The 14,892-nt window shown below is 72.7% G+C and carries 12 protein-coding genes; 3 read left to right on the top strand and 9 right to left on the bottom strand.

Annotation, left to right across the window (positions count from 1 at the left end; genetic code table 11):
• The first annotated feature begins 900 nt into the window (after nucleotides 1-900).
• Complete coding sequence (locus AB0K28_RS05455; RefSeq protein ID WP_364365416.1) at nucleotides 901-2,331, top strand: AMP-binding protein; 1,431 nt, start codon at nucleotides 901-903, stop codon at nucleotides 2,329-2,331.
• Between the two features lie 20 nt (nucleotides 2,332-2,351).
• Nucleotides 2,352-3,425, top strand: a complete 1,074-nt coding sequence (locus AB0K28_RS05450; RefSeq protein ID WP_364365413.1) for a trypsin-like peptidase domain-containing protein — start codon at nucleotides 2,352-2,354, stop codon at nucleotides 3,423-3,425.
• Between the two features lie 142 nt (nucleotides 3,426-3,567).
• Here the strand turns inward: AB0K28_RS05450 and AB0K28_RS05445 are convergent, their stop codons facing one another.
• The 5 genes from AB0K28_RS05445 to AB0K28_RS05425 all read right to left on the bottom strand — a co-directional run bounded on the left by AB0K28_RS05445 (nucleotide 3,568) and on the right by AB0K28_RS05425 (nucleotide 10,219).
• On the bottom strand, nucleotides 3,568-4,134 hold the full coding sequence (locus tag AB0K28_RS05445; protein ID WP_345396721.1) for an OmpA family protein: 567 nt from the start codon (nucleotides 4,132-4,134) through the stop codon (nucleotides 3,568-3,570).
• Complete coding sequence (locus AB0K28_RS05440) at nucleotides 4,118-4,732, bottom strand: hypothetical protein (RefSeq protein ID WP_364365409.1); 615 nt, start codon at nucleotides 4,730-4,732, stop codon at nucleotides 4,118-4,120. Before AB0K28_RS05440 ends, AB0K28_RS05445 begins: the two co-directional genes overlap by 17 nt.
• 75 nt (nucleotides 4,733-4,807) lie before the next feature.
• Nucleotides 4,808-7,624: a BTAD domain-containing putative transcriptional regulator gene (locus AB0K28_RS05435; RefSeq protein ID WP_364365406.1), complete on the bottom strand. Its 2,817-nt coding sequence runs from the start codon at nucleotides 7,622-7,624 to the stop codon at nucleotides 4,808-4,810.
• Nucleotides 7,621-9,228, bottom strand: a complete 1,608-nt coding sequence (locus AB0K28_RS05430) for a serine/threonine-protein kinase (protein ID WP_364365403.1) — start codon at nucleotides 9,226-9,228, stop codon at nucleotides 7,621-7,623. The genes AB0K28_RS05435 and AB0K28_RS05430 overlap by 4 nt, the downstream gene beginning before the upstream one ends.
• A gap of 28 nt (nucleotides 9,229-9,256) precedes the next feature.
• Nucleotides 9,257-10,219 (bottom strand): GlxA family transcriptional regulator, encoded by a 963-nt coding sequence (locus tag AB0K28_RS05425; RefSeq protein ID WP_364365400.1) that lies wholly within the window; start codon nucleotides 10,217-10,219, stop codon nucleotides 9,257-9,259.
• 98 nt (nucleotides 10,220-10,317) lie between these two features.
• Here AB0K28_RS05425 and AB0K28_RS05420 point away from each other — a divergent pair, with 98 nt between their 5' ends.
• On the top strand, nucleotides 10,318-10,734 hold the full coding sequence (locus AB0K28_RS05420) for a hypothetical protein (RefSeq protein ID WP_364365397.1): 417 nt from the start codon (nucleotides 10,318-10,320) through the stop codon (nucleotides 10,732-10,734).
• On the opposite strand, the gene AB0K28_RS05415 is transcribed toward AB0K28_RS05420, so the two are convergent.
• From AB0K28_RS05415 to AB0K28_RS05400, 4 genes are all read right to left on the bottom strand, one after another.
• Entirely contained in the window at nucleotides 10,679-11,842 is a 1,164-nt protein-coding gene (locus AB0K28_RS05415; protein WP_364365395.1) for a hypothetical protein, read from the bottom strand. The two genes, AB0K28_RS05420 and AB0K28_RS05415, sit on opposite strands and share 56 nt — an antisense overlap.
• Nucleotides 11,839-13,239, bottom strand: coding sequence for a hypothetical protein (locus AB0K28_RS05410; protein ID WP_364365393.1), 1,401 nt, complete (start codon nucleotides 13,237-13,239; stop codon nucleotides 11,839-11,841). Before AB0K28_RS05410 ends, AB0K28_RS05415 begins: the two co-directional genes overlap by 4 nt.
• 121 nt (nucleotides 13,240-13,360) lie before the next feature.
• The gene (locus AB0K28_RS05405) at nucleotides 13,361-13,960 is read right to left on the bottom strand and encodes a hypothetical protein (protein ID WP_345396698.1); all 600 of its coding nucleotides are present in this window, start codon (nucleotides 13,958-13,960) and stop codon (nucleotides 13,361-13,363) included.
• Nucleotides 13,957-14,841, bottom strand: coding sequence for a hypothetical protein (locus tag AB0K28_RS05400; protein WP_364365391.1), 885 nt, complete (start codon nucleotides 14,839-14,841; stop codon nucleotides 13,957-13,959). Before AB0K28_RS05400 ends, AB0K28_RS05405 begins: the two co-directional genes overlap by 4 nt.
• Between the last annotated feature and the right edge of the window lie 51 nt (nucleotides 14,842-14,892).

Raw genomic sequence — 14,892 nt, 5'->3', positions numbered from 1 at the left:
GCCCAAGATCCTGCGAGGGCACCGAACGCGGCGCCAAACGCCGCCCCAAAACCTCCTCAGCCGCAGCCCCTTGCCCGGCCTCAGCCCCCGCCGCAACACCCTGCGACGCAGCCGAACCACCAGCCCCCTGCCCGGACCCGGTCCCCTTGCCCGCCCCAGCGCTCTGCCCGGAGCCAGCACCCTTGGCGGGGGCCGTGCCTGGCTCGGGACCGCTCGGCCGTCCTCCATCAGAGCCCGCGGCCTTACCCGCCGCAGCACCCTGAGCCGACCCGGCCCCAGAGGCCGCGCCCTTGCCCGCCCCAGCACCCTGAGCCGGACCCGCGCCCTTCCCAGAGGCCGCACCCGTGCCCGACGCAGCACCCTGAGCCGACCCCGCGCCACCGCCCGAGACCGTGCTCTTGCCCGGCGTCGCACCCTTAGTGTCCTTAGCGGGCCTGCCACCCTTGCCCGGCCCACCCTCCTTGCCTGGCGTGGCACCCTTAGCCGGTGCGGCGCCCTTGGCCGCTCCAGCTCCAGCGCTCTGCCCAGAACCAGCGCCCTTGGCCGGGGCGGCAGCCCCACCCGACGCCGTGCCCTTACTCGGTGCCGTGCCCTTACTCGGTGCCGCGCCCTTCGCCGAAGCGGCGCTCTTGCCCGGAGTCGCATCCCTCGCCGGCCCGGAGTCCTTGGCGGAGGACTTGGGGTCCTTGGTGGGGGCGGGGGGCTTGGTGTCGGGGGTCGGGAGGGGGATTTTTACCGTTTCCTCGGCGGGCAGGACGATCTTGCGGAACGGGGTGGTGGGTGGGTCATACGTAGGTGTCTGCTCGCCGTCGTCCGCCATGGCCATGAGGTTACGTCACCGACGAGCACGATATTTCCTCTATTCCCCCAGCAGAATCTAATTCTGTAATGTCAGCGAACATGAGGGGTTTCTACGAGATCGCCGCCCACGACCCAGAACGCCCCGCCCTCCTCGGCGACCAGGGCACGACCTACGGCGCGCTGCTGGACCGCGTCAACCGCGCCTCCAACGGCCTGACCTCGCGCGGCGCGGGACCGGGCGACTGCGTGGTGACCGTGCTGAAGAACGGGCTCGACGCCCTGACGATGATGCTGGCGACGTACCAGATCGGCGTCTACCTCGTCCCCGTCAACTGGCACTTCACCACCGAGGAGATCGACTACATCGTGGCCGACTGCCAGGCCAAGGCGGTGATCTCCCCGGACGCGCTCACGGTGCCCGAGCTGATCGAAGGCCGGCCCGCCACGCCACCGCCGCTCCGCAAGGCGGGCTCGATGATGCTCTACACCTCCGGTACGACAGGCCGCCCCAAAGGCGTCCGCCGCCGCCTGCTGGACCTGACGCCGGAGGAGCTCTATCCGATCCTCATGCGCAAGAGCTGGCGCCACTTCGATCTCCCGATGGACGGCGTCCACCTGGTGTGCTCGCAGCTCTACCACTCGGCCCCGTACGGCCAGGCGATGATGGCGCTGCAGTTCGGGCACGCGATCGTGGCGCCGGAGCGGTTCGAGGCCGCCGCCACGCTGGAGCTGATCGAGCGGCACCGGGTGACGAACGCGTTCATGGTGCCCACCATGTTCCACCGCATGCTGGACGTACCGGACAGGGAGAAGTACGACCTGTCGTCCCTCACCCACCTCTACCACGGCGCCGCCCCCTGCCCGCCGGCCACGAAGAAGGCGATGATCGACTGGCTGGGCCCGGTGCTGTGGGAGTACTACGGCTCCACGGAGGCCGCGGTGGCGACCATGGTCTCGTCGGAGGAGTGGCTGGCCAGGCCGGGCACGGTGGGCAGGGCGCTGGACGGGATGACGTTCACGATCATCGGCGAGGACGGCGAGGAGCAGCCGCCGGGCTCCCCCGGCCTGGTCTACATCGGCGGCATCAACCGGTTCGAGTACCACGGCGACCCGGGCAAGACGGCCTCGACGATGCGCGGACGCGCGTACACGCCGGGCGACATCGGCTACCTGGACGAGGACGGCTACCTGTTCCTGCTGGACCGGCGTACCGACCTGATCATCTCCGGCGGGGTCAACATCTACCCGGCGGAGGTCGAGGCGGCGCTGCTCGAACACCCCTCGGTGGCCGACGTCGCGGTGATCGGGGTGCCCGACCCGGAGTGGGGGCACAAAGTGGTGGCCCTGGTACAGCCGGCCGCCGGGGTGAGCGCGGGGGACGAGCTCACGGCCGAGCTGCTGCGCCACTGCGCGCCCCGTCTGGCCAGGCTCAAGCACCCCCGGGTGATCGAGTACCGCGAGTCGCTGCCCCGCACCCCGACCGGCAAGCTCAGCAGGAGAAACGTCAGGGAGGCGTATCTTTCGGGGTGAGCTGGGCAGTTCACCTTGTCATGAGGGAGATCGCCGCAGGACTGGCCGCCGCAGCAGTGCTGCTGACAGGCTGCGGCCCTCCCCCGTCCACGACGGGCGCCACCACCCCCACCGCGACCATGCCCACGTCGCCGTCCCCGACGACGTCCCCTCCCGTCTCGCCGCAGAGCCTGGAGGCGGCGTACGAGAAGGTGATCGCGGACGTCCTGCCGTCCATCGTGCAGATCAACACGAAGGTCGGGCTCGGCTCGGGCATCGTGCTCGACCGCAGCGGACACATCGTCACGAACGCCCACGTCGTCGGCCAGGCCACGCAGATGACCGTCACCATCGCCACGGGCGGGGCGCCGCGGTCGGCCCGGCTGGTCAAGTCGTTCGCCGCGGGCGACCTCGCGGTGATCAAGGTGGACAAGGCGGACGGGCTGCGGCCGGCCAGGTTCGGCGACTCGTCCAAAGTGCGGGTCGGACAGATCGTGCTGGCCATGGGCAACCCGCTCGGGCTGTCCGGCAGCGTGACGGACGGCATCGTCTCCGCACTCGGCCGTACGGTCAGCGAACCCCAGGACCCCGGCTCGCCCGGGGCCACCATCGCCGGCGCCATCCAGACCTCAGCCGCCATCAACCCGGGCAACAGCGGGGGCGCGCTCGTCGACCTGTCGGGCAGCGTGATCGGCATCCCGACCCTCGCCGCCACCGACCCGCAACTGGGCGGCGGCGCCGCGCCCGGCATCGGCTTCGCCATCCCGAGCAACACGGCCACCGACATCGCCCGCCAGATCATCAAGAACGGCAAGGTCACCAACAGCCACCGCGCCGCCCTTGGCATCCGCGGCAGCACGGTCATCGGCTCGGACGGCCAGCCGGCCGGGGTCGGGGTGGCGAGCGTCGAACGCGGCGGCGGCGCCGAGAAGGCCGGCATCCGGCCCGGCGACGTGATCACCTCGATCAACGGCAAGCCCACGAACACCATGGCCGCCCTGGCGGAGATCATCACCACCCTCCGGCCCGGCGCCCGCGCCAAGGTGACCCTGATCCGCGCCGACGGCACCGACCAAACCGTCACCGTCACCCTCGGCGAACTCCAAGCCGACTGAGCCCGGACCACCGGGGGTGCGGCGCAGGAGGGGGTGCGGCGCAGCGGAGGGAGTTCAGCGTGGAGAGGGGGTGCGGCGCAGGAGAAGGGTGTGGTGTCCAGCGATCCCGCCATGCGCGAGCCCGCCGAGTGACCCGGGAGAGTCACTGTTCGGCGGTGAAGATGATCTCGACGCGGCGGTTCTTGGCGCGGTTGGCCTCCACCGGCTTGCCGTCCACCACATTCGGCAGCTTGGGGCGGCTCTCGCCGTACCCGTGCGCCTGGAGGGTCACGCCGGCGTCGGTGAGCAGCCCGCGCATGGCCCGCTCGACCGACTGGGCGCGGCGCAGCGACAGCCTACGGTTGTAGGCGTCGGTGCCCTGGTCGTCCGTGTGCCCCTCGATCTTGACGACCCCGCCGGCCCCCTCCGTCCGCACCTTGCGCGCCACCTCGGCGAGCCGGTCGCGCGCCTTGGCGGCGAGCTGCCACTTGTCGAGCGCGAACAGCACGTCGCTGGTCACCGCCACGGTCACCTGGCGCCCTTGGGTGGTCTCGCTCTCGGTGCCGTCCATGGACTCGACCTCGCCGATGATGTCCTCGACGGGCAGCACGAGGTCCTCGACGACCCCGGTGGCGTCGGCGGGCACGCTGGGCGGGGGCGTCGCCGGGTGCGTCGGCGACAGCGCGGGCAGCAGGGTGACGGCGAGCGCGACGCTAAGAGATCGGAACATCGCTGAGCACGCCGATCATCGGCATCTCGACGTTGACCTTGGTGACGTCGGGCGGCGGTGCGGCGAAGACGGCGTACAGCGTGGACGCCTCGCCCGACTCCAGGAACTGCCCCTGCGTGCCCGAGCACACGCACTCGGCGTCCTCGCTCGTGCCGTTGCGCGCCACCCGGTAGCGCTTGGCGTTGACGGGGTCGATCAGGGAGACGTTGGAGACGGTGAAGTCGAGCGCCGACCGGCCCATGCCGTTGTGCAGGTTGACCTTGCCGTCGGTCGCGGTGACGGTCCAGGTGAGGCTGACGGTCTTGCCCTGGCGGCGCAGGGAGGTGATGTCGACCCGGGCGGCGCCGTACATGTCGCCCGCGCCCGTCTTGGCCTCGCGGGTGGCGATCACGGTGGTGTCCTGGGCGGGCGCCTGCTGGGCCGACCCGGTCGACGTCTGGGTCGGCGCCTGGGTGGGCGTCTGGGTCGGCTGGGCGGGCTCCTGGGCGGCGGTCTGCGTCTGCCGCTCCTCGCCGCCACCGGCGCCGGGCGGGCCGGGGATCATGCCGCAGCCCGCCAGCGCGAGAGCCGCGACAGCCGGCGCGAACAACTTTCGCATCGTGTGGTCACCTTCGTCGTCGGGGGTTGTGGGCCTCACCTTAGGGAGGCGGCGTTCAGTATCCGCATAGTCGCGTCACCTGCGTAGTTCACGCCGCTTCTGAAGCTCGTGTGCGAGCCGTTCCGCCTCGGCCCTGCCCTGGCCATCGCCAAGGGCGTCAAACTCTGCCATAGCTCTCATAACGGTCTCAACCGCCGCGTCGAAGTCGCCCGCGGCCGTCAGCACCTCGGCCAGCACCAGCAGCGCCACCGCCTCCGGCAGCCGGTCGCCCAGCCGCCGGTTGACGCGCAACCGCCGCTCCACGCACTCGCGCGCCCGCGCAATCCGCCCCTCCCGCAGGTGCAGCCTGCCCAGGTCGAGCAGCGCCTCCCCCGCACCGCGCGGATCACCCAGCTCCTCGTACGCCGCCAGCCCCGCCCCCAGCATCCCCTCGTCCCCGCGCAGGGCGCCGAGCGCGCGCAACGCGTCCGCCCGTCCCCGCCGGTCGCCGTGCTCCTCGAAGACCTGCAACGCCCGGACGAACGCCCGCTCCGCCTCGCCGCCCCCGCCGGGACGCGCCGCGTGCACCAGGCCGAGCCTGAGCGTGACCCGGGCCAGCTCCAGCCCTTCGACCAGCGGCTGGGCCGCCCGCAACGCCGCCGCGGCCGCCTCCGTACGCCCCTCGGCCCTGTGCAGGTCGGCCAGGCCGCGCAGCAGCAGCGCCTCGCCCTCCCGATGCCCGGCGGCCCTCGCCGCGTCGAGGCCGGTGGCGGTGGTGGCGTGCCAGTCGTCGTGGTGGGCGTTCAGCGCGAACAGCGGCGTCAGGTAGAAGGCCAGGCGCCAGGCGGCCTCGTACAGACCAACCCGGAAGAAGTCGTGCACGGTCGCCACCAGGAAGCGGCGCTCGGCGCTCAGCCACCGCGCCTCCTGCCGCAGCCGGCCCGTCTCCAGACCGGCGGCGGGCGGGCGCACCTCGGTACGGCCGGTGCCCGGCTCCGCCGGGAGCAGCGCGGCCCTGGCCTGCCTGGTGCGCTCCAGGATCTCGCCCGCCAGCGAGGCCAGCACCGGGCCTGGACCGCCGTCCTCCCCGGCCAGGCGTTCCGCGGCGTACAGGCGGGTGAGGTCGTGCCAGCCGTACCGCTCCTGGCCTGCCTCGTCGAGCCCGCGCGACTGCAGCAGCCCGGCCTCCACCAGCGGTTCCAGGTCGGCGCCCGCCACCCAGGGCGCGAAGTCCCGCGCCGAGAGGGCGCCCAGGCGGCGCAGCAGCAGCCGTTCGGGGTCGGGCAGGCCGCGGTAGCCCAGGGCGAGGCTTCCGCGTACGGCGAGGTCGCCCGCGCTCAGCTCGTCGAGCCTGCGCCGCTCGTCGCCGAGCCGCCCGGCCAGGTGGTCGAGCGTCCAGCCCGGCCTCCTCGCCAGCCGCGAGCCGGCGATGCGCAGCGCCAGCGGCAGGTGACCGCAGAGCCTGACGATGCGCAGCGCGGCCTCAGGCTCGGCCTGTACGCGCTCTGCCCCTGCCACGCCGGCGAGCATCGCGACGGCCTCATTCTCGTCGAGCAGGCCCAGCTCGTACGCCCGCGCCGCCTCCAGCCCGGCCAGCGGCGACCGGCTGGTGACCAGGGTGATGCTGCCCGGCCCTGTGGGCAGCAGGGGGCGCACCTGGGCCTCGTCGGCGGCGTCGTCCAGCACGACGAGCAGTCTGCGGCGGGCGGTCGTGCTGCGGTAGAGGCGAACCCGGTCGTCCAGCCCCGGCGGCACCGCGCCGTCGGGGCAGCCGAGCGAGCGCAGCAGATCCTCCAGCACCGCACTGGGCGGGCGGGAGCCGAGCGCGGCGTACAGGCGACCGTGGGGCCGGTCGAGCGCGGAGGCCGCATGCACGGCCACCGCTGACTTCCCACACCCCGGCGGACCGTGCAGCACGAGGTGGACGGGCGCGCCGGCGCTATCGGCGGCCGTCCGCGCAATCCAGTCGAGCACCTGCCGCCGCCCAGCAAAGTCCGAAATATCCGGCGGCAACTCATCCACCCACCCGCCACCCGGACCCACAGGAAAGCCCATATGTCCGACGGGAAACCCGCCCTGACCAGCGGGGAAGCCGCCCTGACCGCCGGGAAACCCGCCCTGACCAGCGGGGAAGCCGCCTTGACCGCCAGGAAACCCGCCCTGACCAGCCGGGAAGCCGCCCTGACCCACCGGATGATCGCCATTGAGGACCCGCCGGTGGGCGGCCACCAGCTCGTCGCCCGGCTCCAGCCCCAGCTCGTCCACCAGCGTCCGCCGCGCCTCCTGGTACGCCCCCAGCGCCTCCGACCTGCGCCCCGCCTGGTGCAACGCGTCGATGAGCCGCACCCACGCCCGCTCCCGCAACGGATGGGCACCCGTCAGCGCCCGCAGCTCCCCCACCACCTCGGCGCCCCTGCCAAGCTGCAGGTCCAGCTCGACTCGCTCCTCCACGGCGGTCAGCCGCAGCTCCTCCAGCGGCACCCCGTACGCCCGGCGCAGCACCGACGACTCCACCCCGGCCAGCGCCTCCCCACGCCAGAGCCCGAGCGCCGTACGGAACACCTCGGCCGCCCCCGCCACCTGCCCCGCCGCCCGCGCCCGCCGCGCCTCGGCGACCAGCCGCTCGAACCGGTGACAGTCCACGTCGTCCGGCTCGACGTCGAGCAGGTAACCACCGGCCACCGTACGGATCCCGGTCACCAGCTTGCGCAAGGCGCTGACGTACACCCTGAGCACCGACTCCGCCGAAGCCGGCGGCCGGTCGTCCCACACCGCCGACAGCAGCCGCTCGACCGGCACCTGCTCGCCCGCCGACAGCAGCAGGGCGGCCAGCAGCGTACGGTGCTTGGCCGGACCCGGCGGCTGCCCACCGTCGATCCGCAGCGGCCCCAGCAGGCCGAAGCGCACGCTCACGTGCCGGCCACCGGCCTGGCGGCGAACGACTCGAAGCTCACGTGGACGGTCTGGCCGGGCGCGGACGCCGCATGCACACCCGCCTCCCCAGGCCCGTACGGGGAGTCGCCGTCGGACACCTGCGCGACCAACTGCTCGTTCACCCAGAGCCGCAGCCCGACCGCGTCCCCACCGCTCCCGCACTCGGCGACGACCCGGTAGGCGGCCGTCTTCGGCACGGCAGCGGGCCCATAGAGGGTGACGCCGTCGGTGCCCGTACGGCGCTTGACGATCGACACCTTGCCCGTGCCGTCGACCCCGAACTCGTACCGATCACCCGACCGAGCCGACCCATGACACCACACGCCATACGCACCGGCCCCACCTCGAAGCCTGGCGGTGGCGCTGACGACCACACCCTCCTGCGGCTCCGCCACGGGCGCCGACTTCCACAACCGCCACCCAGGCTTGACGCTCAACTCATAACCGGACCCGGCCTGCCGAGCACTCCCGCCCTCGGACACCCCGGTGTCCCAAGCCTCGAACCCGGCCTCATACGGCCACCGAGGCGCAGCAAGCACCCCAGGCAGCATCACGCCCGCAACGACCCCGGCAACCACCGCCCCACCAGCCACCACCCAGGGCCACCGCCGCCTCCGCGCTCGCCCAGAGAGCGCGCCGGCCTTGAGGACCGGAGAGCCTCCGGCACCACCATCCCTAGCGCCCAGCGGCTCAGCATCACCCCATCGGCCGGCGGCATCACCAGCGGCCTCCGTGGCCGGGTGCATGGGGACGGAGCCGGTCCATGTGCGTTCCACGACCTCGGTGGCCGCCGCCAGCCGCGTCCCCCCGACCAGATCAGCCAGCAGCTCCTGAGCGGATGGCCGCACCCGGGGATCCTTGGCGAGGGCCCGCCGCACCACCCCCTGGATCCCCTCGTCCAGCCCGTCCAGCCGGACCTCATCCTGCGTGATCCGGTACAGCGCCTCCGCCGGGGCCCCGCCGCCGAACGGCAGCCGTCCCGTACCGGCGAACACGATCACCCCGCCCCACGCGAACACGTCCGCGGCGGGCGTGAGAGGCTCGCCGCGCACCTGCTCGGGCGACATGAACGCGGGCGTCCCGAGCATCGCCTGGCTGGCCAGGCTGTCGTGCCCGGCGAGCTGCGCGATGCCGAAGTCGATCACTTTGGGCCCGAGCGGCGACAGCAGCACGTTGGCCGGCTTGAGGTCGCGGTGGATGACCCCGGCCCCGTGGATGGCGCTCAGTGCGGTGGCGATGCCGACGGCCAGCGCCTCCAGGTTGCCGCCGGACAGCGGCCCCTGCTCACGCACGGCCCGCGCCAGATCGGGCCCTTTGACGTATTCGGTGACGAGGTAGGCCACGTCGCCGTCGAGGCCGGCGTCCAGCACGGGCGCGGTGCAGAACCGCGCCACCCGCCGCGCCGCCGCCACCTCGCGCTCGAAGCGCCGCCGGAAGGCCGGATCCCTGGCCAGGGCGGGGTCGATGAGCTTGATCGCGGCCAGGCCGCCGGTCGGCGTGGTGGCGAGGTGGACCTCGCCCATGCCGCCCCGGCCGAGCAGGCGCCGCAGCGCGTACCCGCCTATGACCCGGTCGTCGTTCATCGCAGACACATTAGCCAGATCCGGGCACTCACCCGGCGGCTTGGGACAGGCGGTAGCGGGACGGCGAGATGCCGTACCGGTCGATGAAGGCCTGCCGCAGCGTCTCCGCCGAGTTGAACCCGCAGCGCGTGGCGACGGCGGCCATCGGCAGCGACGTGGTGGCGAGCAGGTGGGCGGCGGCCTCGGTGCGAGTCTGGCGGACGTACCGGCCGGGGGTCTGGCCGAGGTGCTTGAGGAAGAGCCGGGTGAGGTGCCGCTCGCTGACCCCGGCCTCGGCCGCGAGGGTGGCGGTGGCGAGATCGTCGCGCAGGTGGGTGGAGATGTGCTGGACGATCCGCCTGACCAGGCTGTTGGCGGGCGAGGGCGGCTCGACGAACATGCTCATCTGGGCCTGGTTGCCGGGCCGCTGGAGGTAGGTGACCATGTTCCTGGCGACGGTCCTCGCCAGCTCGGGGCCGTTGTCCTCCTCGACGAAGGCGAGGGTGAGGTCGAGCGCGGCGGTGATGCCGGCGGAGGTCGAGACGTTGCCGTCGCGGATGAAGATCGGGTCGGGGTCGACGGTCACCCGGGGGAAACGGCCGGCCAGCACGTGCGCCTCCTTCCAGTGGGTGGTGGCGCGCCGGCCGTCGAGCAGCCCGGCGGCGGCCAGCACGTACGCCCCGGTGCAGACCGAGGCCACCCGTCTGCTCTCCCTGGCCAGCCGCCTGACGTGGGCGACGACGAGGGGGTTGGCGGCGGCGTCCTCGTGGCCGATGCCGCCGGAGACCAGCAGCGTGTCGAGCGGCCCGGTGACGCGTTCGAGGGCGAGCTGCGCGTCGAGCCGGAGGGCGGTGCCGGTGGTGATGGGATGGCCGCCGGGGGTGGCGACGCGGTATTCGTAGTACGGTAACGCGCCGTGCCAGTTGGCGCTCTCCAGCGTCGAGGTGACGCAGGCGATGTCGAGCAGCTCGGCCGCCTCGTACGCCACCACGACGAACCGTCGTCGATCCATGGCACGACTGTAGGTCCGAAGGACAAGGAACCCAAGTATCCGGACCTGCCGGACGGCTTCCCTTGGGCCCCGCCACCGCTGGGGGCGACAGTCGAGGCATGACGACGACGACCACCACCACCACGCCCACGGGGCGCCGCTGGGGCAGGTTCGCCCTCCACTACGTCGAGATGATCATCGCCATGTTCGCCGGCATGTTCCTCATCGGCATGCTCCGCTCCGCCGCCGGCCTCGGCGTCTCCCTCGCCGAGCAGCCCGAGCTCTGGTACCTGGCGATGGCGTTCGACATGTCCATCGGCATGGGCGCCTGGATGCGGGTGCGCGGGCACCGCTGGGCGCCCACGCTGGAGATGTGCGCGATCATGTTCGCCCCGGCCGTGCCGCTCTTCCCGCTGCTGTGGACGGGCGTCATCGACGGAGACGTGCTCATGCTCGTCTCGCACGTCGGCATGTTCCCGCTCATGCTGGCGGCGATGCTGCTCCGCCTCGACGAGTACGCCGGGTGCCGTCATTGAGCGCCTTCCGGTAGCCGTCCAGCACGTCCTGCCGCAGCAGGTGCCCGAACCCGGCCCGCCGCAGCCGCATCCCCAGCAATGGCTCGCTGACGCCCAGCGCGGCGGCGGTCTCGCCCATGTGCCAGCCGTGCGCGGCCAGCTCGCTCAGCAGGTGGCCGCGCCTGACCTGCGCCTCCGACAGCCGGAACGTCTTCAGATACGCCGTACGCCCCTCGCCGTCGCTGATCATCTCGCCGATGTGGTTCTCGGCCTTGCGCTCGAACGCGGGCAGGAACCGGCTCAGCGTGAACCGGCCCATCCGGTACACCTCCTGCACCCGCGCGGGGGCGCGGAGCAGCCCGGCCGCCATCACGGAGTCGTGGAAACCGGCCCACTCCCGCTCGACGCGGACGGCCGCGGCCCGCAGATCGGCCAGTGAGGAGATCGCGGCGGCGTCGAGCGTGCCGGTGAAGTCGCGCGCCGGGAAGAACAGGGCGTACTCGTGGATGAGGTCGCCGTACATGTCGCGGACAAGCGTGGGGTGCAGCGCCCGGTAGTCCTCGGGATGCGGCACCACGAACGCCGAGGCCAGCGTGTCACCGGCGTAGAGCAGCAGCCCGCACTGACCGGGATGGATCTCGAAGACCTTGAGCGCGTCCTCCAGGCCGCGCACCTCGGCCCCGCTGTAGGCCTCCTCGATCCGCGGCGACAGGCCGTGCCGCAGCGCCTCGCGCGACCACTCCTCCCACGCCAGCTCGGGGCCGCCGAAGCAGAGCGCGAGGAAACCCTCCATGGCCAGGTGCAGCGGCAGGAAGCGCAGGCGGTTCCCGTCGGCCCTGCGGGCCATCCTGCGCCTGATCCTGATCGGCACGTGCCGCAGCGGCTGCCCGAGCTGGGTGCCGTACGCCGCCGCGGGGGTGCCGTCGCCGGTCCACGACGCGACGAACGCGTGCGGCACGTACGCGGTGTAGAGCGACCTGTCGGGCAGCGCGACCACGGTGGGCTCGTCGCCGTACACCTTGGCGTGCAGCCGCAGGTCCTCGATGGGCGTGCGGCGGACGAGCGGCACCAGCCGCAGGGCGCCCCAGGTCTGGGCGGGCCGCGTCTCCAGCCCGGTGAGGTCGATCATCGTGCCTCCAGCGCGGGTGCCGCCCGCTCCGCCAGGTACGCCCGCAGCTCGGCCGCCCCGCTCCGCCCCTCCGCGAACCTGGCCAGCTCCACCAGCGCGGGCAGGTCTTCGGCGTCCCTGATGCCGGCGGTCGGCACGACCCGGGACAGCCGCCGTACCTCGAAGTGCTCGGCGTCGTAGACGGGGTTGAGGTGCACGATGCCGACCTCGCCGGCCGGGTCGAGCTTGCGCCGCCACACCCGCAGCACCTCGGAGGCGAGGCCGGGCGGCGCGTTGTCCCAGCCGTCGGAGACGATGACGAGCAGGTCGGGCCGCTGCTCAAGGGCGTCGATGACGCGCCGCCCGAGCGGGGTGGGCCCGGACGGGCGGACCTTGAGCGGGTCGGCGCGGCCGGACAGCCACAGGGCGCGGTAGTCGCCGGCCAGCGCCTCCAGCAGGTGGTGGCAGGCCAGCGCGACCGCGAGCGGCCGGCGGCGCTTCTCGGGCGAGCCGAAGGAGGAGAAGCTGTCGTCCAGCACCGCGGCCACCTTCCCCCAGGTGCCGGCGCGCGACCCCGCCGCCCTGGCCGCCGACGCCCGCAGCGCCGCGACCAACTCGTCGCGCCGCCGCTCGCGGACGTCCGCCGCCAGCGACAGCACGTAGGAGGCCACCCTGACCAGCGGCAGCGCGGCCAGATCAGCGCCGGTGCCGGTGCCGGCGCGCTCGGCGGCCCCGCTCAGCCGCAACCGCTCCAAGCGGGTCAGCCGGGGCGCGATCGCCTCCAGGAACGCGGCCCTGTCGATGCCGTGGCGGGCGGCGAAGCCCTCGGCCACCGTGTACGGCAGCTCGTACAGGGCGTTCTTGTCGTAGTGGGCCCGCCGCCACGCCTCCAGCACGGGCGTGTCGTAGTGAGCCCGGCGGAACGGCGTGAACAGGAAGTCGCCCAGCTCCCCCGGCAGCTCGAGGTGCGCGTGCCGGACCGCGGCCTTGACCCCCGCCCGGTACTTCACCGCGTCGAAGGCCAGGTCGGGCCGGGCGGCCAGCCAGTCGCGGACGAGCGCGCGGGTGCGCCGGTTGTTGACGCCCGCCCGCCGCAGCTCCCTGAAGAGCCGGTAGACGCGGGGCGGGCTCATCCGGCCGAGCCGCCAGGCGATCAGCCGCGCCTCGTGGCCCACGCCGCCCTTGCGCCGCAGCAGCCCCGCGATGATGAGGGCGGCGTTGTGGTCGTTGATGTCGAGGGCGAGGGTGGCGGCGTACAGATCGGGATAGTTGGTGTGGATGTAGTCGTGCAGGAAGCTCAGCGAGAGGCGCTGCCGGCCCGCGTCGCTGTGGAACTCGCGCTGGCCGGTCGCGGTCATCGCGGCGTTGGCGAAGAGCAGCACGTCCTCGCACTCGATCAGGTCGGCGTAGGTCTCCATGGCTCCCCGGGGCGGTCGCGGAGCTGGCCGGGGAATGGGGGCGCGAGCTGCGAAGAGTCGCGGTATAGGCGGTTTCCGGAAGTCGCACCGGAGTCCCGCGGCCAGCCCGTCCGGAACCCTACTACCGATCCGGCGTGTATCTCGCCTTGATTTCTCCGAGCTTGGCCTGCCTGTCGCGGATGTCGGTGATCAGCACGTACGCGACCAGCAGCAGCCCCAGGCAGAGCACGTCGGCCGCCCACCACGGGATCTCGGCGAGCAGCAGGTAGCCCTGCCCGTCACTGAGCTCCCTGATCACCACCGTGACCACCGCCACCACGACGGTCACCAGCGCCCAGGTCCACCAGCGCGGCAGGTTGCCCTTGTTCCACAGCCGCACCCGCCAGTTCATGAACACCGTGAGCACGCCCAGCAGCGCGCAGAACCCGATCAGCCACCACGGCAGCGCGAACGCGGTCTGCTCGGAGATCTGCTCCTTGGTGGCGCGCAGCTCCGCCTCGGCGGCCCGCCGCGCCTGCTCCGACTCCTCAAGCTTGCGTTCGAGCTGCGCGATGGTCTGCTGGCGGCGCGGCGGCTGCGCGGACTCCTCAGTGGGCAGCATCCGCGCGACGACCGTCAGCATGATCGCCACGAAGGACAATGCCAGCACGATCGCCATGAACAGGTCGATGAACCGCAGGTCGAGCGGCGGCGCGAACGACCGGCTGGCCTGCTTCCTCACTGCTCCCTCACCAGCGTGTACTTCTGCGGCTTGCTCTCGGCGGCGCTCTGCCGCTCGACCGCCGTGCGCAGCGCGTCCAGCCCCTTGATCAGCTCCTCGGTCCTGTCCCGCGACTGCGCCAGCTCCTGCGTCAGGCCGCGCAGCTCGGACCCGGCGGGCGCGGCCGGCGCCGCGCCCTTGCCGCCGGGCAGCCGGGCCAGGTAGATGAGGAACACCTCGTCGGCCGCCGCCACGCTGGCCCGCTCCGACCGCTCGATCAGCGTCATCGCGCCGAACGCGAGCACGCTCAGGAACAACGCGATCATGGTGACGCCGAACGCGGAGGCCAGCTCGGGCAGCACGTGCTGCTTGAGCGCGGTGATCAGCACGCCGGGGTCGCCACGGCTGTCGAGGGCGCTGGAGAACGACCCGACCATCGCGGCCATGGTGAGGGCCGTGCCGATGAAGCCGAAGACCGGCAGTGCCCAGATGAGCGCGTGGTCGATGTGGTGCTTGTTGGCCATCTCACCGTCGTCGAGCGCGGAGCGGGCGGTCAGCACCGCCTCGGCGTCGCCACCGGCCTCCGCGGCCTCTCTGAACAGCCGCAGCCGCTTGCCGACCAGCGTGTCATCGCTCGGCCGCACCGACTGCACGCTGGCCTCGGCGCGCGCCGTCGCGGCCGCCTCGCGGCGGATGTCCGGCACGGCCCGCACGATCCGCAGCACGGTGGTGAAGAACACCGCGAAGATCAGCGTCACCACCAGCTCTGCCGCCCCCGGCGCCGTGGTCGCCCCCACGAACTGCAGCAGCTGCCGGACCATCCCCGTCATCAGCAAAACCGCTGACACCAGCAGCCCCACCAGCGGCGCGAACACCGAATGGCGCCAGTCGAACCTTGACACGCTTCAACCCCACTCCAGCACAGGAAAATGTCAGAGCAACACCTTGGCACA

Origin of the sequence: Nonomuraea sp. NPDC049504, assembly GCF_040676845.1 — a bacterium.
Classification (GTDB): Bacteria; Actinomycetota; Actinomycetes; order Streptosporangiales; family Streptosporangiaceae; genus Nonomuraea; species Nonomuraea salmonea.
The sequence above is the reverse complement of the archived record's forward strand: the minus strand, read 5'-3'. Positions and strand labels throughout refer to the sequence as shown.